The 23,147-nt window shown below is 47.0% G+C and carries 21 protein-coding genes; 19 read left to right on the top strand and 2 right to left on the bottom strand.

Annotated elements, in window-relative coordinates; genetic code table 11:
* Positions 1-25 precede the first annotated feature (25 nt).
* The 9 genes from AC58VC_RS01835 to AC58VC_RS01795 all read left to right on the top strand — a co-directional run bounded on the left by AC58VC_RS01835 (position 26) and on the right by AC58VC_RS01795 (position 10,460).
* On the top strand, positions 26-1,465 hold the full coding sequence (locus AC58VC_RS01835) for a S41 family peptidase (protein ID WP_497367169.1): 1,440 nt from the start codon (positions 26-28) through the stop codon (positions 1,463-1,465).
* Between the two features lie 6 nt (positions 1,466-1,471).
* Entirely contained in the window at positions 1,472-3,487 is a 2,016-nt protein-coding gene (gene mutL, locus AC58VC_RS01830; protein WP_497367882.1) for a DNA mismatch repair endonuclease MutL, read from the top strand.
* Positions 3,488-3,596: 109 nt separating this feature from the next.
* Positions 3,597-4,268 (top strand): class I SAM-dependent methyltransferase, encoded by a 672-nt coding sequence (locus AC58VC_RS01825; RefSeq protein ID WP_497367168.1) that lies wholly within the window; start codon positions 3,597-3,599, stop codon positions 4,266-4,268.
* Positions 4,262-5,230, top strand: a complete 969-nt coding sequence (miaA, locus tag AC58VC_RS01820) for a tRNA (adenosine(37)-N6)-dimethylallyltransferase MiaA (protein WP_497367167.1) — start codon at positions 4,262-4,264, stop codon at positions 5,228-5,230. The genes AC58VC_RS01825 and miaA overlap by 7 nt, the downstream gene beginning before the upstream one ends.
* Before the next feature lie 66 nt (positions 5,231-5,296).
* Positions 5,297-5,536 carry an RNA chaperone Hfq gene (hfq, locus tag AC58VC_RS01815; protein WP_127451633.1) on the top strand — a complete coding sequence of 80 codons (240 nt, stop codon included), beginning with the start codon at positions 5,297-5,299 and terminating at the stop codon, positions 5,534-5,536.
* A gap of 142 nt (positions 5,537-5,678) precedes the next feature.
* On the top strand, positions 5,679-8,270 hold the full coding sequence (locus tag AC58VC_RS01810; RefSeq protein ID WP_497367166.1) for a transglycosylase domain-containing protein: 2,592 nt from the start codon (positions 5,679-5,681) through the stop codon (positions 8,268-8,270).
* Between the two features lie 47 nt (positions 8,271-8,317).
* A complete protein-coding gene (locus AC58VC_RS01805; protein WP_497367165.1) occupies positions 8,318-9,025 on the top strand; it encodes a peptidylprolyl isomerase in 708 nt (235 codons plus the stop codon).
* 54 nt (positions 9,026-9,079) lie between these two features.
* On the top strand, positions 9,080-9,781 hold the full coding sequence (locus AC58VC_RS01800) for an alpha/beta hydrolase (RefSeq protein WP_497367164.1): 702 nt from the start codon (positions 9,080-9,082) through the stop codon (positions 9,779-9,781).
* Complete coding sequence (locus tag AC58VC_RS01795; protein WP_497367163.1) at positions 9,753-10,460, top strand: YdcF family protein; 708 nt, start codon at positions 9,753-9,755, stop codon at positions 10,458-10,460. Before AC58VC_RS01800 ends, AC58VC_RS01795 begins: the two co-directional genes overlap by 29 nt.
* 280 nt (positions 10,461-10,740) lie before the next feature.
* Here AC58VC_RS01795 and AC58VC_RS01790 read toward each other — a convergent pair whose 3' ends face one another.
* Positions 10,741-11,610: an SDR family oxidoreductase gene (locus AC58VC_RS01790; protein WP_497367162.1), complete on the bottom strand. Its 870-nt coding sequence runs from the start codon at positions 11,608-11,610 to the stop codon at positions 10,741-10,743.
* 38 nt (positions 11,611-11,648) lie between these two features.
* Complete coding sequence (locus tag AC58VC_RS01785) at positions 11,649-12,449, bottom strand: GNAT family N-acetyltransferase (RefSeq protein ID WP_497367161.1); 801 nt, start codon at positions 12,447-12,449, stop codon at positions 11,649-11,651.
* A gap of 156 nt (positions 12,450-12,605) precedes the next feature.
* Between AC58VC_RS01785 and AC58VC_RS01780 the strand changes: the two genes are divergently transcribed.
* From AC58VC_RS01780 to AC58VC_RS01735, 10 genes are all read left to right on the top strand, one after another.
* A complete protein-coding gene (locus AC58VC_RS01780; protein ID WP_497367160.1) occupies positions 12,606-13,085 on the top strand; it encodes a GNAT family N-acetyltransferase in 480 nt (159 codons plus the stop codon).
* 16 nt (positions 13,086-13,101) lie between these two features.
* Entirely contained in the window at positions 13,102-14,103 is a 1,002-nt protein-coding gene (gene lplA, locus AC58VC_RS01775) for a lipoate--protein ligase (protein ID WP_497367159.1), read from the top strand.
* Between the two features lie 32 nt (positions 14,104-14,135).
* Complete coding sequence (locus tag AC58VC_RS01770) at positions 14,136-14,762, top strand: histidine phosphatase family protein (protein ID WP_497367158.1); 627 nt, start codon at positions 14,136-14,138, stop codon at positions 14,760-14,762.
* Between the two features lie 26 nt (positions 14,763-14,788).
* The gene (locus tag AC58VC_RS01765; protein WP_497367157.1) at positions 14,789-15,100 is read left to right on the top strand and encodes an antibiotic biosynthesis monooxygenase family protein; all 312 of its coding nucleotides are present in this window, start codon (positions 14,789-14,791) and stop codon (positions 15,098-15,100) included.
* Between the two features lie 137 nt (positions 15,101-15,237).
* Positions 15,238-16,206, top strand: coding sequence for an AAA family ATPase (locus AC58VC_RS01760; protein WP_497367156.1), 969 nt, complete (start codon positions 15,238-15,240; stop codon positions 16,204-16,206).
* Positions 16,207-16,378: 172 nt separating this feature from the next.
* On the top strand, positions 16,379-17,860 hold the full coding sequence (locus AC58VC_RS01755) for an FTR1 family iron permease (RefSeq protein ID WP_497367155.1): 1,482 nt from the start codon (positions 16,379-16,381) through the stop codon (positions 17,858-17,860).
* Between the two features lie 31 nt (positions 17,861-17,891).
* A complete protein-coding gene (locus tag AC58VC_RS01750; protein ID WP_497367154.1) occupies positions 17,892-19,052 on the top strand; it encodes an imelysin family protein in 1,161 nt (386 codons plus the stop codon).
* A gap of 28 nt (positions 19,053-19,080) precedes the next feature.
* Positions 19,081-20,352, top strand: coding sequence for an iron uptake transporter deferrochelatase/peroxidase subunit (gene efeB / locus AC58VC_RS01745; RefSeq protein ID WP_497367153.1), 1,272 nt, complete (start codon positions 19,081-19,083; stop codon positions 20,350-20,352).
* A gap of 183 nt (positions 20,353-20,535) precedes the next feature.
* A complete protein-coding gene (gene hflX, locus AC58VC_RS01740) occupies positions 20,536-21,858 on the top strand; it encodes a GTPase HflX (protein ID WP_497367152.1) in 1,323 nt (440 codons plus the stop codon).
* 35 nt (positions 21,859-21,893) lie between these two features.
* On the top strand, positions 21,894-23,114 hold the full coding sequence (locus AC58VC_RS01735; protein ID WP_497367881.1) for a methionine gamma-lyase family protein: 1,221 nt from the start codon (positions 21,894-21,896) through the stop codon (positions 23,112-23,114).
* Positions 23,115-23,147: the final 33 nt, after the last annotated feature.

The raw sequence follows: 23,147 nt of genomic DNA, 5'->3' as shown, positions 1-23,147 counted from the left end.
TTATAAAACCCAAGGAGAGACGCACATGAAAAACCAGCCTAGATTGAGAAAAATGAAAGTAACCTTAGCCCTCGTCTCTGCTCTAATGGCAGTAATACCTGCAAGCGCCGCTCTCGCTCAAGAAGATTTGCAAACCATGCAAGTCAGAGAGATCATTGGAAAACTGCATGTGAGCGGCGTGACGGAAGAAGCATTAGCGGGTCAAAGTATTAAACAAATGATCGATGGATTGAAAGATCCTTATACGGTTTTCTTTAGCCAAGAAGAGTATGGACAGTTCTCCAGTTCTTTGGAAAATAATTATGTAGGTATGGGTGCACGCATCGGAATTGACGAAAAAGGCGTCTACTTATCTGAAATTTTTGCTGGCTCAGCTGCCGAAATTGCCGGTTTACAGCGGGATGACTATGTCCGTGCCGTAGATGGTGTGCCTGCCTCGACAACTTCCATTGATGAAGTTCGTGACAAAATCATCGGCGTGGAAGGCTCGAAAGTTAAGGTAACGGTCGCTCGTGGAGATAAGGAACTGACGGTTGAGCTAACGCGTAAAGGGGTTAACGTGCCCGAAGTGTATAGCAGCAGCTTTACTAATGGAGTTGGTTATATCCAAATTACAGATTTCTCCAGCGATGCGGATGAGGATTTTGACAAACAGCTTGCCGCGCTTCAAACAAAAGGCTTGAAATCATTGATTTTGGATGTGCGCAATAACCCAGGGGGCCTTGTGGACACGGCGCAGAACATTGCCAAGCATTTCGTGAAGGACGGCGTGCTCATTCATACGAGAGACCGCGATGGCGTGGATGATCCCGTATTAATCCAAGGCGGGAGCGAGCTATCGATCCCTGTTTATATTTTGGCCAATGAGAATAGCGCCAGCGCATCGGAAGTGCTTTCCGGCGCTTTGCAGGATTATAACGTTGCGAAAGTAATCGGCATGCAGACATATGGCAAAGGCAGCGTACAGCAGTTGTACCAGCTAGATAATGACACAGCGCTGAAAGTAACGATTGAAGAGTATCTAACGCCTAACAAACGTAAAGTGAATAAAGTTGGCATAACGCCGGATATGAAGGTAGATGGTCCAGCCGCGCAATTCATTACAGCGCTGCATACAGTAGGTATCTCTGATGTTCAAGTTGACATTTCGAATCATTTGGTAACGTTCAATGGGGTAGAAATAAGCAGTGGTTTTGGAAACTTCCATGAGAATGGTAAATTGTTTGCGACTTCACGCGGGTTAGCAGCCTTAGTTGGGGCGACGATCACATGGAATGAAACGAACCACACGGTTGATATTTCTGACAGTAAAGGAACCCATGCTATTCCGGTTGAAGATGACAAGCTAATTATCGAAAATGGGACAAGCTATGTGAATGTTGACCTGTTCGCGCAATATTTTCCACAGCTGCAAGTGAAGGATCAGGGAGAGCGTGTTTCCATCCGAGCTGTAAAGGGGAACTAACGTATGATGGGTAAAATCCAGCTTTTAAGCGAACATATCGCGAACCAGATTGCAGCAGGGGAAGTGGTGGAACGCCCTTCTTCTGTCGTCAAAGAGCTTGTTGAGAACTCGGTCGATGCAGAAAGCACACGGATTGATGTGACCATCGAAGAAGGTGGACTGCAGCTGATTCGCGTGTCCGATAACGGGACCGGTATGGCGCTGGAAGACTGTGAATTAGCCTTTCAGCGGCACGCGACGAGCAAAATTGCGACAAGTAAAGATTTGTTTTCGATTCGTACATTGGGTTTTCGGGGCGAGGCCCTGCCAAGTATAGCGTCTGTCTCCCGACTCGAGTGTGTTACGAGCTCTACCAATGATGGTTTAGGGCGGAAAATCTCCATCGAAGGCGGAACCATTCGTACGGTCGAAGAAACAGCGGCTTCACGCGGAACCGAAGTGACGGTAAGGGATTTATTTTATAATACACCTGCGCGTCTCAAATATATGAAAACGATCCAAACCGAGCTCGGCCATATTTCGGACTATATGTACCGATTAGCACTAGCTCACCCTGGCATTGCCTTTTCGCTCAAGCATAACGGCAATATGCTGCTGCAAACGCTGGGCAACGGCGATTTGCTTCAAGTGATCGCCGGCATATATGGCACAGCCATCGGCAAGCAAATGCTTCCAATCCAAGTGGATAGCTTGGATTACACCATCTCGGGCTTCGTTGCGAAGCCCGAAATGACGCGCGCGAATCGCGGCGGCATATCGACCATTGTGAATGGTCGATACGTCCGCAATTTCGCGCTGAATCAAGCACTGCTGCAGGGGTATCACACCCTGCTGCCGATCAACCGCTTCCCGGTTGCTGTGCTGCAAATCGGGATGGACCCTGCCCTGGTGGATGTGAATGTGCATCCATCCAAGCTTGAGGTCCGCTTCAGTAAAGAAGCGGAGTTGACGGCTTTAATCGAGACGGAGGTCAAACGTTTATTCGGCCGCCAGGTACTGATTCCTACGGGCAGCAAGCCATCAGCGCCGAAAGGGGCCTACGTTCAGGAGCAGCTTGATCTCACGCGAACGGTTGAACCGTTAACGCCACCGAATGCTAGCGCTCAGAAAGCACTGGAAATCCCTGTGGAAACGGAGTCTCCGCGGATTCAAATTAAAGAAAGCCTGTCTGCTTACATGCCTGAGCAGCAGAAATCAGCTTTTGAGGCGCCGCCGGCAAGAGTGGCAGAGCCTAGAGCATGGTCTCCACCTGCGGAGGCTCAGAGACAAGCTCCGAGTCCGTCCTATGCCAATCGGGCCACATCGCCGATGAACAACTCGTATTCGCCGGCAGCGGCAAATCCAAGAAATGTTTCCATTCAGCAGCAGCGCCGTACGAATGAAGCATTCATGGATTTGCTGCCATCGAATGAGGAGAACGAGCAGCCAAAGCTGCCTGTTTTTCCAAGCTTAGAACCAATCGGTCAAATGCATGGCACCTATTTGATTGCACAGAATGCCGATGGTCTATATTTAATTGATCAACATGCTGCACATGAGCGGATTAATTATGAATATTATTACGAGCGTTTTGGCAATCCTGCTGAGGCAAGCCAAGAATTGCTTGTTCCGATTACATTGGAGTTTACGCCTTCAGAGGCAGGTATTCTCTCGGATCGATTGTCTCTTTTTGAACAAGCTGGCGTGTTTATGGAAGCATTTGGCGGGAATACGTTCCTCGTTCGTGCTCATCCACACTGGTTTCCTTCAGGGGAAGAAAAAGGGATCGTTGAGGAAATATGCGAATGGGTACTCAGCGAGAAGAAGGCGGTTGATATCGCCAAACTGAGGGAGAAAGCTGCGATTATGTGTTCCTGCAAAGCCTCCATTAAAGCGAATCAAGGGCTTAGTGTCCTGGAGATGGAGACGCTCATCGACCGACTTGCTGGCTGCCGAAATCCATATACATGTCCGCATGGACGACCTATTGTTGTGAGTTTTACTACCTACGAATTGGAAAAAATGTTTAAGAGAGTGATGTAACCCTGTGATAGTAACGACTTCATTTGACCCTTCGAGCGAAATAGTAAGCAAAGCAGGACGGTTGGCTGCGGAGTACGGTGGCCGATTCGTCCCTCGAAGGAAGTATTCTTTGGAACATCTTAGGAAAAATAATAAGGATTCATCGCTCCTGCTTGTGACCAGGGATGAGATCAGGTACTATGAAGATGACCATCCTGCAGCTTTTTTCCATCCCAGTATGGCACTCGTTCGCGTGAAGCGTATGCTCAAAGGTGAATCAGACCTATTAGTTCAAGCCTCTGGTGCAGCACCTGGCGATGTCATTGTGGATTGTACAGCAGGATTAGCGTCAGATTCGATCGTGTTCTCCTTCGCCGTCGGTGCGCAAGGAAGTGTCACTGCCGTAGAAAGCGAAGACATTCCAGCCATGCTGATTCATGAGGGTTTAGCACTCTACGAATCAGAGGTTGTGGAGCTTAACGAGGCTATGAGGCGCATATCCGTCAAAAAACAGCATCATCTTGCCTATTTGCAACAATTAGGTTCGAAAAGTGTTGATGTTGTTTACTTTGATCCGATGTTCCGCAGTCCAATCGAAGAATCTCAAGCGATTTCTCATCTGAGAAGAAATGCGAACGATGAGGCAGTTACGCTGGATTCAATCGAGGAGGCAAAGCGTGTTGCACGCAAAAGCATCGTGCTCAAAGAAAACAAAGACAGCAAGGAATTTGCACGTCTTGGCTTTGAGCATGTATTACGATCGACGACCAAAACAACGTATGGAGTGATTCGACTGTGTTAGCCCCATCAGCCAAGCCGAAATTACTCGTGCTTCTTGGTCCCACGGCAGTTGGCAAAACCAAGCTTAGTTTAGAAATTGCCCAGAAGTTCGGGTGCGAAATTATTTCCGGAGATTCTATGCAGGTATACCGGGGGATGGATATTGGAACAGCCAAAGCGAGCGAAGCTGAACAGCTCCTTGTTCCGCATCATTTAATTGATATTCATAACCCTTCTTATCCTTTTTCGGCTGCGGAATTCCAAGAACGTGTGAAAGCTTTAATTCTTGATATCCACGCGCGTGGAAAGCTTCCTTTTATTGTTGGCGGTACAGGCTTATATATTGAATCCGTCTGTTATGACTACCAGTTTACAGATGTCAGTATGGATGAAACGTTCCGCCTCGAGCAGGAGGCTTACGCTATTCAGCACGGCGACGAAGCTCTGCACCTAAAGCTGCGTGAAGTTGATCCCGAAAGCGCAGACCGCCTGCATGCAAATGACCGTAGGCGGGTGATCCGGGCTATGGAAATATATCATGTCTCCGGAGAGACGATGACTTCTCATTTGGCCGCCCAGAAAAAAGAATCCCCGTACGAACTATGTATCATCGGACTGACGATGGACCGCGCGCTTCTATATAAGCGCATTGAAGAGCGCATCGACGAGATGATGCAAGAAGGACTCGTCCAAGAAGTTCAGTCGATTTTGTCCGCAGGATGTCCGAAGCAGGCTATTTCCATGCAAGCACTCGGCTACAAAGAAATCGTCAGCTATTTGGAGGGGGAGCTCACTCTTGAGGCAGCAGTGACGCTGCTGAAGCGGGATACGCGCCGTTTTGCCAAGAGACAGCTGTCCTGGTTCCGGCATATGAAAGATATCCACTGGGTGGATGTAACGGAGCCGGCAAATTTTTCTGCCCATTTCGAAAAGATTAGTGATATACTAGCAGGAAAGTTTGTACATAAAATTGAATATAACTAACAAATATGACCACTAGAAAATAGCGCCGTCAGGCGATAGTTTCATTCCATTAAGGGGGACCTACTGATGAACCGATCCATTAACATTCAGGACAACTTTTTAAATCAACTTCGCAAAGAAAGCATTCCCGTAACCGTCTATCTAACGAATGGGTTCCAAATCAGAGGGCTAATCCGTGCTTTTGACAATTTCACGATCATCATTGACAGCGAAGGCCGTCAGCAAATGGTGTACAAACATGCCATTTCGACGTTCACGCCGCAACGCGCTGTTTCTTTAATGGCTGCTACGGAAACAACGGAATAATATTCCTTTCCTCGTTTGGTTTTGCAACTTTTTAATGGACTGAACCGTCTAACCGAATAGAAACTTGTGGGAGCAACCTTGTTTAAGGTTGTTCTTTTGTTGGTTAATAGATAAAGAATTGTACACGAGGGAGTCGGTGGATTTGGAGAGACCTACAAACAAACAGTCAACAACGAATGCCAAAACGAAACCACAAGGCAAGAAGAAAGGTCCTAAAAAGAAGAAGTTTAATTTTCGTAAGTTAATTTTAGGTTCTATTATAGCAACGATTTTGGCAATCATTTGTGCAATGGCTATTTATATTGTTGTTATTATGAACGGTTTTAAGATTTTGGAATTGAATATTGATAAAATCGAGACGACAACGGAATCGACCCTTATTTATGCGCAGGAAGAAGGCAAGGATGCACAGGCTAAGGAGATTGCCAAGATTTATAAAGGCGAGAACCGGGAGAGCGTGAACATCAAAGATGTTCCGGAGCGTTTGAAGCAGGCTTTTATTGCGACAGAAGATCGCCGATTTGAGCAGCATTCCGGTGTCGACTTCTGGGCGATTGGCCGAGCGCTAGTCACGGACGTTATTCATATGAGCGCTGTTGAAGGCGGAAGTACGATTACCCAGCAGTTAGCGAAGAACGTGTTCCTCAGCTCAGAGAAAACAGCCTTCCGTAAAGGAACGGAAATGTCTATTGCCTTTGCTCTGGACGAAAAGTATACCAAGGATGAAATTCTTGAACGTTATTTGAATCGAATATTCTTTGGTAGCAATGCCTATGGGATTAAGGCGGCAGCCAAGGTTTACTTTGGTAAATCCAATTTAAACGATCTGAAGGTTTGGGAAATGGCGACTCTCGCTGCTTTGCCCAAAGCGCCATCGAGATATTCACCGTTAGCGAACCCGGATCTGTCCAAAGAGCGTCGAGCAGTCGTACTTAGATTAATGGCGGATCAAGGGTATATTACGGAAGCCGAGCGCGCAGAAGCTGCAGCTGTGGATTACGTCCCGCCTGCTGCGGCAGCTACAAACACGAAAGATTACGCCAGTTATGTGGATTATGTGATGAATGAAGCGGAAGAAATGTATGGCATTGATGAAGATGAATTGCTGACGAAGGGTTACCGTATTTACACAACAATGAATCCGAAAGCCCAACAAATCATGGAGACAACCTACGCGAATCCGAGCTTTTTCCAAAAGGATGCTGCGGATGGACAGAAAATTCAAAGCGCCATGGTCATTGTTGATAATAAAACAGGCGGTTTAATGGCGATGATCGGTGGCCGTGATTACAAATCGCGAGGATTCAGCCGTATTTATTCCAAAAGGCAGCCTGGATCTTCTTTTAAACCGATTGCTGCATACGGACCTGCCCTGGATAGCGGGGACTACACCCCTTATTCCATGATGGATGATTCTCAAACAAGTTTCGGGAATGGAACGTATTCACCACGAAACTATGACCGTGTGACGCATGGTCAAGTAACGATGCTTGAAGCCGTGAAAAAATCATATAACTTGGCTCCCGTGTGGCTGCTTGAGAAAATCGGTGTTAGAACCGGCATCGAGTTTGCCAAAAAGCTGGGCATTCAGCTGAATCCCCAGAAAGATGTCAACTTGGCTATCGCTCTTGGTGGTCTTACGGATGGGGTTTCACCTCTCCAAATGGCAACGGCTTACTCAGCCTTTGCGAACCAAGGGTCTCTAAACAAAACCCATGCAATTCTTCGCATTACGGATACGCAAGGGAAAGAAATCGCTGCCTATAAGCAGGAGAAGAAACAAGTGATTCAACCGAAAACCGCTTATTATATGACGCTTCTTCTTCAGGGAGTTGTCGAAACCGGCGGTACAGGTACGAAAGCTAAATTCAACCGTCCAGTTGCCGGTAAAACAGGTTCTACAGGGCTGGATATCAAGGGAATTGAACAATATGACCGTGATGTCTGGTTCGTTGGGTATACACCTGAATGGACGGCGGCCGTGTGGGAAGGATTCGATAAGGTAGATTCAAAGCATTATGTGACGGTCGGTAGCGGAAGCACGGCGGCTCTTTTCAAAGAGATCATGTCCAAGTCGCTGGATGGCGTTCCTATCACGAATTTCGTCAAGCCTGCGAATGTTCCTACACCCACAGAGACGCCTACTGGTGTTACCGATCTAGCGGCTGTTTATGAGATCGATAAGAAATCTGTTAAACTAACATGGACACCGCTTGGCGAGAAGACGGGTTATAATGTGTACCGCAAAGGTTCCAAGGATGCGGATGCTAAATTGCTGATTCAATCACCATCAGCAATTGTGAATGATTCGTCGGTATTCAGTGGAGAGACTTATCAATATTATGTCGTTCCATTTAACGCAGACACGAATGTGGAAGGTGCGAAGTCGAATGTGGCTTCTGTGGAAATTCCTAAGGACGACACGCTTCCAGATGGAACGAAGCCAACTCCATCACCAGGAGTGTCGCCTACACCTTCACCAGGTAATGGGAATGACCCGACGAATCCGACGCAATCTCCAGGAGGGAAGCCGACACCTACGCCAACACCGGGTAATACGGTTAAGCCAAGTGGGAGTCCGAGCCCAAGTCCAACTCCGAGTACGAGTCCGAACTCAAGCAATGGTCCAAGTCCGACACCTACGCCATCTAACAAGCCGGGGAATGGAACGCCGGATAAACCGAAGGATGGCAAGCCGGATGGGGAACAAGTAATTGTGCCCAAAACGCCGTAATGGAAGATCCGCAATTTGAAACCCACGACTAGACGGAGGAATTTACAATGAACCTGCTTAAACCAGCGAAACTATTGCCGCTCACACTGATCGCACTCACGATGCTTGCTTCGGCTTGCGGCAACAAACCAGCTGAAACCGCTGGCGGTACGGCTACACCGAAAAGCGGCGCGACAGCGCCGGCTGCTTCTGCTGCAGCATCACCTGCCACTTCAGCAGCTAAACAATGGAGCAAAGCTCCAGACATGGCGATTGATACAAATAAAAATTATCAAGCGGAAGTAACGACGTCCAAAGGCTCGTTTACAATTGACCTTTACGCCAAGGAAGCTCCCAAAACGGTGAACAACTTCGTGTTTTTATCTAAAGAGGGCTTCTACAATAATGTGACGTTTCACCGTATTATCAAATCATTCATGATTCAAACTGGGGACCCGCAAGGGACAGGAATGGGCGGACCTGGCTACAAGTTCGCTGACGAGCTCAAAACTTCACACAAATATGAGCCAGGTACGGTTGCAATGGCGAATTCCGGTCCGAATACAAATGGCAGCCAGTTTTTCATTTGTTCCGGTGATGATTGCACGAATTTGAACAAACAGCCGAACTACACCATTTTCGGAAAAGTGACGCAGGACGGCATGGCAACAATTGCGAAAATTGCTGAAACACCTGTTGAGATGGGTGGAGAAGCTACTCCAAGCAAACCGAAAGAAAAGGTAACAATTAACGCCATCACGATTAAAGAAAAATAGAATAAATTAAATTGTACGTCATTACACTGGAAAGATTGACGGGAGGGATGCCGGGTGAAACAGGTGAAACAACCCTGTTTATTGTTCCACGGATTTACAGGTGGGCCCTATGAAGTTGAGCCGTTAGCTCGGCATTTGCGTGAACGCGGTCAACTTTGTAACGTGCCGGAGCTCCCCTGGAATGGGGATTCCAATAACCAATTGAAAACTTCCCGCTGGGAAGATTGGGTAAGGGCTGCCGAGGAGCAGGCGGAGAAAATGACGCGTGAATACGGCGAATTCGACATGGTGGGCTTCTCGATGGGTGGTTTGTTAGCTGCGTATTTATCCGTGAGATATCCGATTCGCAGGCTCATATTATTAAATACGGCAGTGATTTATGTAAGCCCAGGCCGAATGCTTGAAGTAATCCGGGATGAATGGAAATTTGAGAGGAAAATTTCGCTCGACAAGGCCAAAGCAACACCTTTGAGAGCGACTTGGCAGTTTACTCGGTTAGTTCGCAAACTAAAGCCAGAGCTAAGTCATGTGAGTATTCCTACCCTAATTGCACAGTCGGAGAAGGATCAGGTGATTCATCCACAAAGTGCGCGTTACATTTATAGCAAAGTGAAGGGACAACGCGAGCTCCACTGGCATCCAAGATCCAATCACCTCATTTGTCATAGTGATGATGCGGCTTTATTGTTTCGGCAAGTAAGCGCATTTTTGGATAAGGAGTATGTGGATGACAGCAAAAACCAACATGAACCATAAGCAACAAACGGTTTCCCCGAAACCGAGAAAGGCTTCAAAACCTACTTCTAAATCTATGCCGAAGTCGAAATTCCGCCGGACTTTGGCCAACCTATTTCGAACGTTCATCGTTCTGTTTCTTCTTGGCGTGGTCTGGATTGTTTATATCCAGTGGAAGGTTCAAGTTGCTCCAGATCAAGATTTGCCTAAGCAAGTGGATGTCGGCATTGTGCTAGGAGCCTCCTTGCGTCAAGATATTCCAAGTCCAGGACTTCAAGAGCGGTTAGATTTGGCAGTTAACTTATATAAACAAGGCAAGTTCAAGCAACTTATCGTAAGCGGCGGTCTGGATCATAATGGCTCCAAGCTGACTGAAGCAGAAGGCATGCGAGATTATTTGATTAAAAAGGGGCTTCCTGTCAAAAGTATTCTGATTGAACCGAGGGCCACAAGTACATACGAGAATTTGTTGTTTTCCAAGCAAATTATGGACGAGCAGGGCCTTGTGAGCTCCATCATTGTGACGCATTCCTACCATGGCTCGCGATCGCTGGATATTGCGGAAAGCATAGGACTGAAAGAGCCGCTTGTTTCATCAATCGATTCCGAAGTACTGTTCATGCCGTATCATGAAGCAAGAGAAACGCTTGCTTATACGAAGTGGATATGGACGAAGCTGCTGCTCAAGGCGGGTATCTAAACGGAACAAATGCTATGACCTGTGTGTTTGAGAGAACTAAAGTCCGCTATTTCCCTGAACAGGTATGGTTTTCACATGCAAAGGGAACTACGATCCGCTATTTTGCCGATTTCACCCCCAAAATGCATCATTTGCGACAAATAAGTGCCTGTAGTTCCGTTCAGATGGAACACTGTGCTTGTTTTTCTCCAAATAGCGGACTACAGTTCCTCTGATAGGGGTCGATGTTCGTCAAAATGAAAAGAACCGTCAGGATTTCCCTGACGGTTCTTCTTGTGATTTATCCGTTAACAATCGTTCCGCCATTCACGTGCAGCACCTGACCTGCCATATAAGAGGAGTCCTCGCTGGCCAGGAAGACGTAACTCGCTGCAAGCTCAGCTGGCTGCCCTGCACGCTTCATTGGCGTCGTTGAGCCAAACGTAGCGACTTCCTGCTCCGTGAAGGTAGAAGGAATCAGCGGTGTCCAGATCGGGCCTGGAGCAACGGCGTTCACGCGAATTCCTTTGGCATTCAGCTGCAAGGAAAGGGATCGTGTGAAGGTAACAATCGCACCTTTCGTTGCGGAGTAGTCGATCAGCTGCTCATGTCCATGATAGGCTGTGATGGAAGCTGTATTAATAATGGCGCTTCCCGATTTGAGATGGGGAAGGGCAGCTTTGGTTAAATAAAAGAGTGAAAAGATGTTCGTCTTAAATGTTCGTTCGAGCTGCTCTGAGGTAATATTCGCGATGCTTGGCTGCGGATGCTGCTCGGCGGCATTGTTCACGAGAATGTCTAGCTTCCCGAAATGTTGAACGGCCTGCTCGATCATCTTCTTGCAAAAGTTCTCATCGCCAATATCACCAGCGACATGCAGACATTTGCGTCCAGCCTTCTCCACATGGCGCTGCGTTTCTTCCGCATCTCCGTGTTCATTGAGGTAGACGAGCATCACGTCAGCGCCTTCTTTGGCAAAGGCGACCGCAACCGCGCGGCCTATGCCGCTATCGCCTCCGGTAATTAGCGCGACTTTGTCTTGCAGCTTGCCAGCTGCTTTGTAGGCAGCGTTGTCAAATTCAGGACGCGGGTTCATCTGTGACTCAACGCCTGGCTGCACGTTTTGATGCTGAGGTGGGAAAACAGGTTTTGGCGTAGTAGCTGTTGCCATGAAATTAAGCTCCTTTCGTATCCTTGACAAATTCTTAGTTAGGATGACGCAAAGGGGCGTAAATCATACTTGATTCGGTAATGATAGCCATATTTGGTGTGGTAGCCAAGTTTTTCATATAACGAAACAGCGGCTGTATTGGAAGCGACAACTTGCAGATATTGCTGAGCAGCACCATGTTCCAGACTCCAAGTCGAGAGGGCGTGTATAAGGTTGTAACTCAGACCTTTACCACGCTCCTTCTCACTAACAACAACATTCAGGAATCCAGCCCATTCGCCTTCAACAATAGCCGTGCCGACAGCGATGATTTGATTATCCTTTATAATTTTTACAAATCCTTTGGTCTTGGAGATCCTATCACATATTCCTCTGTAGCATTCTTTGAGCGATTTATCGTAATTCTCAAGCGTAAGAAAGGCATCGAGCCACTCATCATCCACTTCGTTCACCCATTTGGTCGATAGTGGTGCATGTGGTTTCAACAGGAGTTTCTGCTGTGCTAAAGCGGCCGCTTTTTGAGCGTCAGCAAACATCATGAGACATGGTAGGTCACGGACATATCCTAGCGTATGTAACTTCGCATCCAGCCCAGGCGGCGAGGCATCGCTGATTTGGAAAATGGCAGGAAGGCCTTTGTCGGCATAGAATTGTTCGATAAGAGGCAGCCAGTTAGCGGTTTGCGGATATTCACCGATTGCAAGCACACTATTTGCCCGCTTCGTGACACCCTGGGTGGCTCGCAACTGCCAGTTATCGATAAAGGCGGAAATTTCAGCAGGCCATGTGTTGGAGGCAATCCTATCGAGTTCGTTGTAAAAGGTGATTAAATCGTTCATCAAAAGTAAACTCCTTTCGATTCTTCATAAGCATTTTAAATAAATATACATATTAATGCATAAAAATACAATATCAAAAGTGGAAAAATATTGTCCATTGATGTAAGCTATGAAACAAAGGAAAGAAAACTGCAAACTGCAACAGGAGTGGAGAATTTGGAACTTATCATACGACGAGCACGTTCCGAAGACTATGAAGCGGTGAATGCCATCATTCGTTTTGGTCAAGAGGAGCATGCATCTGCTTTGCCTAATCATTTTGCAAGATTGGATCGCGTAGTTGCCATGGGCTGGTACCGCAGCTTTTCAGATCAGATGAATAAGGTGATATGGGTCGCTGAGTATAGCGGACAAGTGGTAGGTGTGGCGATGCTGGAGATGAAGAAAAGCCCTTCGTATGAAGCGCTAGTTCCACGCCTTTACGCCTATTTGAATGAACTTGCGGTGTCTCCAGACTTTCAGCGGCAAGGCGTTGGAACGCAGCTTTATCATGCATCTGCAGCGTGGGCGCGGGAACAAGGGGCCACCTCCCTTGAGCTTAATGTTTGGGAATTTAATGAGAGCGCTAGAGCTTTCTACCAATCTTTAGGCATGTCAACACTCAATCGAACGATGGCGTCCGATTTATCTATCTAATTAAAGGAGCATACGCATGCGATTTATTGATAACGAAGGAATAACAGATCCACGGATTAACTTAGCGATTGAGGAATACGCGTTAAGGCACTTGCCTGATCAGGACAGTTACCTGTTATTTTATATGAATGAACCCTCCATTATTATCGGCAAAAATCAAAACACGTTGGAAGAAATCAATCCAGAATATGTGAAAGATCACAACCTGCATGTTGTTCGCAGACTTTCCGGCGGCGGTGCCGTCTATCATGATTTAGGCAATTTGAATTTTAGCTTTATTACCAAAGATGACGGAAATTCTTTTCACAATTTTCAAAAGTTTACAGAACCTGTCGTAGAAGCCCTTCGTAATCTTGGCGTGGAAGCAGCGTTAACAGGGCGTAATGATATTCAGGTCGGTGAGCGTAAAATATCTGGCAACGCGCAGTTTGCAACCAAAGGACGCATGTTCAGCCATGGCACGCTTTTATTCAACTCTGAGATTGAAAATGTCGTGTCTGCACTCAAGGTTAGCCCTGACAAAATCCAATCCAAAGGCATTAAATCGATTCGCAGCAGAGTCGCCAACATCGTTGAATTTCTGGATGCTCCTATAACGATTGAGGAATTTCGTCTAAAGCTGCTAACTTCAATATTTGGGATGGAAGCGTCACAAGTGCCGACATACAAGCTTTCAGAAGAGGACTGGCGCCAAATTCGTAACATATCCGAAGAACGTTATGGAAACTGGGATTGGAACTATGGTAAATCGCCGAAGAGCACCGTGCAAAACTTTAAGCGCTTCGAAGGTGTTGGGAAGTTGGATGTACGTTTAGCGATAGAAGAGGGACAAATTCAAGATATAAAAATTTATGGAGACTTCTTCGGCGCTAGCGATGTCGCAGAGCTGGAAGAGGTGCTGCGCGGCTCCCGTTATGAGGAAACGGCTATTCGAGAGCGGCTGGATGGCGTTGAAATGCGGCGTTATTTCGGCGCCTTGGAGCTTGATTCATTTATTGCTTTATTGATGTTAACTTAACCAAATTGATGCTAGGGGAGGGAAATTTGGTAATGACGAAGCTGTATCTTATCCGGCACGGGGAAACGCTCTGGAACGTGGAGCGACGCATGCAGGGACATTTGAATTCACCGCTGTCAGCTTTAGGCGAGCAGCAAGCTTTATGGTTGTCTTATGCATTAAAAGATGTGCCATTTGAAGCGATGTATGCAAGCACCAGTGGGCGCACGCTACAAACCGCACAGATTATCAAAGGGGATCGCGATCTTGCGATCCAATCTTCAGATGAATGGCGAGAGATGAATTTAGGCGACTGGGAAGGGCGCATTTCGGATGAAATTGAGCAATTAGACCCGGATAATTTCCATGCCTTCTGGCGCAATCCTGAGGCGTATCGCCCAGCGCAAGGTGAAACTTACCCGGACCTACAGGCCAGGGTTACTCTGGCACTTAAACAATTGCTTGCTGCGCATGAAGGACAAACCATTGCACTTGTTTCACACACAGTCACGCTGAAAGTCATCATGGCTTATTTTGAGCAGCGGGCTCTTGCTGAGCTCTGGAATCCGCCATATTTTCATCCAACCTGTCTAAGTATCGTTGAAATCGTAAATAACGAGCCACACATCCGACTTCACGCAGACACTTCCCATTTTGAAGATGAAGCCTTCGGATACTAACATTCATTCATTAGGAGGGACTAACAATGATTCTTGAAGTAGCCATTTTACCTGTAATTGCAGGAAAAAATACGGAATTCGAAGCTGCTTTCCGTGAAGCATCATCCTTTATTTCATCAATGAAAGGGTATGTTTCACATGAGCTTCAGTCCTGTATAGAAGACGCTAATAAATATTTGCTTCTTGTGCAATGGGAGACCCTTGAGGACCACACCGTAGGTTTCCGAGGCTCTGCAGAGTATCAGGAATGGCGTAAACTGCTGCATCATTTCTATGATCCTTTCCCGGTCGTAGAGCATTACACTCTCACACAAGCCTATGGCAAAGGTGTAAAATAAGGTTGAAAAGCTTCCGGCTAAGCTCGGAGGCTTTTTCTGTTTGTTTAGACACTAGTGATCGGTCTAAAAAGCAAGGAATGAGCGTAGGATGGATAGATACCATCCATCGAAACCAACTTGTAAACGAGGTGATCCTCATGAGTGGTCGGAGCTTGCCATCCAGACAGATCAACATCGTCTTGCGGCAGCCAGAGCATCGGCGAGTGGTTGATGGCGCCGGCGACCAGATTCATGCTTCGCCGCTGGCCGATGCAGAACCGCAGCATACCGGGAAAAGGACGCCGCTTGAGGGTCCGTTATCGGATATTTTTAAAGAGTTGAATCAATTGATAGGACTTGATAATGTCAAAGAATTGGTGCATGAGATTTACGCGCTGCTCCAAATTTCACAATTCCGCGCAGAGGCTGGGTTGATCAGCAATGCGCATGTGTACCATATGATTTTCAAAGGGAGTCCCGGAACGGGTAAAACGACGGTTGCCCGGCTGATGGGGCGCATGTTTCACGCAATGGGTGTGCTGAGCAAGGGACACTTTATCGAAGTGGAACGGGGAGATCTCGTAGGTGAATACATTGGACATACAGCTCTAAAGACGAGGGAATTGATGAAAAAAGCGATGGGCGGCATCTTGTTCATCGATGAAGCTTACAGCCTTGCGCGTGGAGGCGATAAAGACTTCGGGAAGGAATCGATTGATGCGCTGGTCAAAGGCATGGAAGATAAGAAAAATGACTTCATACTGATCCTCGCCGGCTACAGTGATGAAATGGAGCAATTCCTTGCAACGAATCCCGGGCTTCCTTCCAGGTTCCCGATTCAAATTGATTTTGAAGATTATCCCATTGAACAACTAATTCAGATTACGGAACTTATGGCCAAAGATCGTGAATATGTGCTTATGCCCCAAACAGTCATGAAGCTTAAGCAGCATTTAATGGAGGAGAAGGCAGCGACTTGGCGGGCTTTCAGTAATGCGAGGTATGTTCGTAATATTCTTGAGAAAGCGATGAGACATCAAGCGGTGAGATTACTTAGTCAATATGTGAATGCTCCTTCCAAATCGGAATTAATGTCGATACGACCAGAAGATATGAAATTTAAATGAACATTAAAGAGGCTATTTAACTTTTTTTTAGGTTAAATGGCTTTTTTTCTTGCATAAATGAATTGACAGGTTCGAAGAACGGAGTAAAATAGACAGAGTAATTAGAACTTGATAATGATTATCAATATTAATTAGATTGGTGGTTAATTATCCAAGGAGGGCTTTTGTTATCATGCCTAAAATGTTTATTGCTAGCTGGATTGCCTTGTTCTTATTTTTAACGGTCCCCTTTTCCGTTTTCGCGAAAGCAGAAGATGACCTCGCTAAGGAAGATGAGAGCATCGTGCGTGCTATTCAAGCTATGGAGAGCGGGAAGGTGGACGAGGCTTCCAAACTGTTCGACACGTTTCAAATGAACTGGTTGTCTTATGAAGGTGGCGTGAAGGAGCGCTCGGTTGCGGCTTATCAGAAGATAGAGCAGGCGATGGGTGAAGTCTCCTTCCAAACCGTAAAGCAGCCCATTGATGAGCCTAAGCTTCTAGCGGGACTGAAAGAGCTACATTCGCTAAATAAGAGCTTCATCGATGGGGATTTGAGTGCTTTTGGTCAAGCTTCTAAGAGCAATGCTCAAGTATCGGTCGCTGATTTGGTCGCCCTTTTGGACAAAGCATCCGGACAGCTCAAAGTGAACGATGTGAACGGGGCTTCGGCAAGTATTCAAACGCTCCGAGATTCTTGGCTGCAAATTGAGGGGATTGTCCTTACACAGTCGTCCACGGTTTACACATCCATGGAAAGAGACATGGTCACAGCCTATGCACAGCTGTCTGCGTCACCTGCTCAAGTCAGTGAAGCTTCAGCAACGATTGCACGTATGCATGCAGATCTGAATCCGTTAGCTGCCAAAACCAGATACACGATGCTGGATGCAACGACGATTTTGCTTCGAGAAGGGTTGGAAGCTTTGTTAGTTGTCATTGCCCTGCTCGGATTTCTAAATAAATCAGGTCATAGTAATAAAAAACAATGGATTTGGTACGGGGTGCTCGGCGGACTACTTGTTAGTATTGCTCTAGGCATCGTAGTTCAGCAGCTGTTCTCAGCGAGCGCTTTTGGCAATAACAACTTTTTGATTGCTGGATGTACCGGCATTTTCGCTGCGGTCATGTTGCTATATATGAGTTATTGGTTACACAGTAAATCGAGTATTTCGAACTGGCAAACATACATAAGGAATCAGAGCGTCAAAGCGCTAGCGACAGGGAGTTTAGTTTCACTAAGTTTACTAGCTTTCCTAGCTGTGTTCCGTGAAGGTACAGAGACCGTTCTCTTCATGATCGGGATGGCGTCTTCGATTTCATTGAGCTCTTTGGTTGGCGGTATCGTGATTGGTGCTGTTATTCTGATCATCGTATCGTTCCTCATTTTGAAGGTCGGCTTGCGTATTCCGATGCGCCCCTTCTTCTTGGTTTCAAGCATTTTCGTATTTTATCTATGCTTTAAGTTTGCCGGTATGGGTGTCCACGGACTACAGCTAGCAGGTTATCTCCCAGCAACGACGGCATCCTGGCTGCCTAGTTGGGATTTCGTTGCGCTGTATCCGACCCTCGAGAGTGCGATTCCTCAATTTATTCTTTTAATAGCAGCATTGTTCGCCGTCATTTGGGAACGTCTTAAATTGATTCAAAACAAAAATCGTGCGGTTTATAAATAATTTTTTTAATCGAAAAGGGGAGCACTAATTCATGAAAAAGAAACTTATTATTTTAGCGGCAGCAACAACGCTACTAGTCGCAGGTTGCGGAAAAACGGAAACAACAGAAGTTAAGAAAGTACCTTTTAAAGAAGGTTCGGCGGCTCTGCTTACAAGCATTGATCAACTTAAAGGTCAATTGGATGCAAACAAAATTAAAGATGCAAAGAAGCTATCCACGCAGTTGGAAGATCAATGGGCCAGCTTTGAGGATGAAGTGAAACCAAAATTCCCAGAACTCTATTTTAAAGTGGAGAAGTTTCTGATTCCATTGGAAGCTGGTTTGAAACAAGACAAGTTAGATTATCCCACATTAACGGCACTAAACACGAACGCTAAAGCAGCTATGACAGAGTTAACGACCTCTTTTACGGATAATAAGGGCGCTGTCAATAAAGATGTCATTGAGGCATCCATGGAACTTCAAGAAGCAGCGAAAGCTTATAACAAATATGTTCAGGATCAAGGGAAACAACTTGTCACTTTATTAGAGCAGCTGGATGCAGCGGTGAAAACTGGCGATTTGAAAAAAGCGCAGGAAGCTTATGGATTATCCCGTATGCCTTACGAAAGAATTGAGCCGATCATCGAAACATTCAGCGAATTAGACGGTGTGATGGATGCTCGTGTGGATGATTTCAAGAATGAAAAAGATCCAGCATTTACAGGGTATCACCGGATTGAGTATTTGCTATTTGTGAAAAAGAATGTGAAAGATGCTGAGCCATTCTCTGCACGCCTAGTAGAAGACGGCAAGAAAATGCAGCAGGCAATCGCATCCACAACGATCGAAGCATCAGACTTTATCGCAGGTGTAGGGGAACTGATGGAAGAAGCGCAATCCAGTAAAATTACAGGTGAAGAAGAGCGTTGGAGCGGGGCTACAGTGCCTGTTATCCGGGCTAATGTAGAAGGTGCGCAAGCGATATATGATCTTGTTAAAGGTGAACTGAAGAAGAAAGATGCTGCTTTGGATGAGAAAATTTCAAAAAGCTTAGCTGTAGTTATTGAAACAATGAACACACTTTCGCCAGCTGGACCAACGTGGAACGATTTTGGGAAACTTGAGCAATCCAAACAAGTTGATTTGAAAAATAAATTGGAAGCCTTAGCAGAGCCTCTTGTGAAAATGCCGGGAACGTTAAGCAAATAAACGAACGGATTGGAGAGGAGAAGCGGCAATGGCGGATAAAATGAATCGCAGAGCTTTTCTGGGGATGACTGCGGCAGGAGCAGCGGGAATCGTACTCGGTGATTTGCTGGGGAAAGCACAAGGAGCGGTTCCAAACGCAGCAGAGCCGAATGCGAACAAAGCCAATGCTGAGAGTGAAACGATTTCTTTCTATGGCTCTCATCAAACGGGTGTCGTGACGCCTGCTCAGAACTTTGCCAACGTAGCAGCTTTCGATATTACGACTGAGAATGTGCAAGAACTTAAGGAGCTCATGCAGCATTGGACGGAAATGGCGGCAACACTTATGGCAGGTAAGCCGCTGGCAGCCGAGCCTCAAGAAGGCAAATTTCCACCCACAGATACAGGTGAGCAGCTAGGATTAGATACAGGGAAGCTTACGATTACTTTCGCTGTAGGCGCCTCTCTTTTTGAAAAGGAAGGCGTTGATCGATTCGGACTTCGTTCACGCAAACCGTCTGGTTTAACGGAGATGCCGATCTTTCATAAAGATTCCTTGCAGGATCAATTAACCCATGGAGATATTTTGATACAGGCTTGCTCGGATGATCCCGTGATTTGCTTTCATGCCATTCGGAATTTAGCTAAGGCTGCACGTGGAGTTGCCCATTTACGCTGGCAGCAAACCGGACAGTTAGGTGTGAAAGCGCAAGGAACCAAGCGAAATTTGTTCGGTTTCAAGGACGGCACGAATAATCCGGCTTTGACGGATGAAGCATTTATGAGAAATAACGTATGGGCTGATAGCGGGGATGGTGCGTCCTGGTTTGCTGGTGGAACCTACATGGTCGTGCGCCGCATTCAAATGCGGATTGAAACATGGGATCAACAAACATACTCCGATCAAGAGGAGATTATAGGACGTCAGAAAGTTTCCGGGGCACCGCTGGATGGTCAAAAGGAAATGGATCAGCCTAATTTCGAAGGGGATTTGGACGGTAAGTTTACACCACTTGATTCCCACATACGTCTCTCGAATCCGCGCGCAGGCGAGAATTCAGAACGTGAACGTATTTTGCGAAGAGGCTATAATTTCATGGAGAATCTGGACAGTGTTGGGCGGTTGAACGCCGGATTGTTGTTCGTTTGTTTCAACCGGAACATTCAAACTCAGTTTGAATCGATCCAGAAGAGGTTGACGAATCCGAAGCTGCCAGATCAAATGCTGGCCTATACGGATACGACAGGCGGAGGTTATTTCGCCGTGCTTCCAGGTGTTCCTTCGAAAGGATCCTACTTAGGTCAAAGTTTATTTGTGTAACATTTGTGGAAAGATACCGGAAGGCCACTGGCCTTTCGGTTTTTTTGACGAGCATTGCTATAATTGAACTTTCCTTCGCAGTAAATTGACTTTCCCAAGCATTTCCTACACAATGATGAAGGAATCCGCCCATTTGAGGGGGATTTCAATCGTGAAAGTGCAAGGTAAAGGAGACTATAACTTATGAAAACAACTTCACATATGGTTGAAAAAGAGATCGATGATCGTGCTGTGCTCGTCAGTCTGGTTACACAGAAGCAGAAACGCAATGAAGAATTAGCTGAGTACTCGCTTCAGGAATTGGTGAAACTGGCTGAAACCGCGGGTGTGCAGGTTCTGGATACCATGACGCAGAACAAAGAGACAAAAGATAGCAAATGGTTTATCGGTAAAGGAAAAGTCGATGAACTCAAAGCAATGCTGGAAGATTTGGGTGGAAACACAGCGATATTTGATCAAGAGCTATCGGGTGCTCAAGTCCGTAATCTAGAGGCTGCACTAGACGTCAAAATCATTGATCGCACACAGCTTATTCTAGATATCTTTGCGCAGCGTGCCAAAACGCGTGAAGGCATTATCCAGGTTGAACTGGCACAGCTCAGCTATTTGCTTCCTAGGCTTTCTGGTCAAGGGAAGAACCTTTCCAGGCTTGGCGGCGGTATCGGCACGAGAGGTCCCGGGGAGTCCAAGCTGGAGACAGATCGCCGGCATATCCGAGGTCGTATAGATGAGCTAAAGGCGCAGCTTGAAGAAGTCGTTCGTCATCGCACCTTGCACCGAGAGCGTCGGAAGAAAACCGGTGTGTTCCAGGTTGCTCTGGTCGGCTATACGAACGCTGGTAAATCAACCTTATTGAAACAATTAACGCAAGCCGACGTCTATATTGAGAACCAGCTTTTTGCTACCCTAGACCCTACATCACGGACGATGGAACTGCCAAGCGGCAAGGAGATCGTTCTTACAGATACCGTAGGATTTATTCAAAACCTGCCGCATGATCTCGTCGCTTCATTCCGTGCTACGTTGGAAGAGGCGAATGAAGCCGATCTCATTCTCCATGTCGTCGACAGCTCTACAGATATGCGCAACGAGCAGATGCGCGTCGTAGGCGAGGTGCTTAAAGAGCTTGGCGCCCATCAGAAGGAACAGCTTACAATTTTCAATAAAATTGATGCTTGTCCCCAGGAAGACCGAGAATTGCTGACTGCCGAAGGGGAGTTTCTGAAGATTAGCGCTTTCGATCAAGCGGATTTGGAACGTCTGAGGATCGCTATTCAAGAAAAGCTGATGGGGGATAGCAAAGAGTTTCGTATTCCGGCTGATAAAGGAGACATCATCTCTTTGATGTACCGAATCGGCGAAGTGCTTGAGACGGAAGTAGACGGTGAGGATATGCTGTTCAAGGTCCGAGTGAACAAAGATGATTATGTAAAAGTAGCTTATCAGCTGGTTGCTTATGATCAGAATCCGCAGCATGAGGTACAAGAGAACGAGGGAGAGATTTAATAATTATGCAATTTGGGGATAAAGTCATGTCTTTGATGGAAAGTGCAGAGCGCCAAGTCGAGAGCGCTTTTCGTCACATTGAAAAAACAATTGATCTTAATCAATGGAAAGTGATTAGCGCTTTTCAGAAGCATAAAGTAAGTGATTACCATTTCGCCTCCTCAACTGGCTATGGGTACAACGATCGGGGCAGAGAGGTGCTCGATCTGGTATATGCGGATAGCTTTGGGGCAGAGGCGGCGCTTGTTCGCCCTCATTTTGTGTCAGGAACGCATACGATTGGGACTGCGCTGTTCGGTGTGCTTCGACCAGGCGAACATCTACTTTACATCACAGGGAAGCCCTATGACACCTTGCATAAGGTAATTGGCAAACCTGGTGATGGTACAGGCTCGCTGCAGGACTTTGGCATAGGCTACGATGAGGTAGCCTTGTTAGAGGATGGATCGCCCGACTGGGCGGCTATCGCTGCAGCCATTCAGCCGAACACGAAGGTGATCGGCATCCAGCGCTCTCGCGGCTACTCCTGGCGGCCGTCGTTCACGATCAAGCAAATCGGCGAGATGGTCCAATTTGTCAAAGAAGTAAACCCTAATCTTATCGTTTTCGTCGATAATTGCTATGGGGAGTTCACCGAGCTGCAAGAGCCGACGCAAGTTGGCGTCGATTTGATGGCCGGTTCACTGATCAAGAACCCCGGCGGCGGCATAGCCCCATCCGGCGGCTACATTGCCGGGCGGCAGGACCTCGTGGACCTCGCCGCCTATCGATTGACCGCCCCTGGTATTGGGGGCGAGGTTGGGGCCATGCTCGGAGCTACGCGAGCCATGTTTCAAGGGCTTTTCCTTGCCCCGCATCTGGTCGGGCAAGCGGTTAAGGGCTCGGTGTTCGCGAGTGCCGTATTCGAACAGCTGGGCTTCGAGAGCCATCCGCGTTGGGATGCGCAGCGGACGGATTTGATCCAAGCGATCCGCTTCACGTCTGCGGATCACTTGATCACGTTCGTGCAGGGCATCCAGAAAGCGGCTGCCGTGGATTCGCACGTGGTGCCTGAGCCGTGGGATATGCCCGGCTATGAGCATCCCGTCATTATGGCGGCCGGGACCTTCATCCAAGGCGGCAGCCTGGAGCTGTCTGCCGATGCTCCGATTCGCGAGCCGTACATCGCGTACATGCAAGGAGGACTTACCTATTCACATTGTAAGTTAGGGGTGCTCACGGCAATCCAACATATGGTAGACAAGGGATTGCTTTGAAAAAATAAGTCTGTGAACAAACCTTACACTCCT

The sequence above is a fragment of the Paenibacillus sp. J22R67 genome (assembly GCF_059692175.1).
Note: the sequence above shows the minus strand (reverse complement) of the source record. Positions and strands in the feature narration are given on the sequence as shown.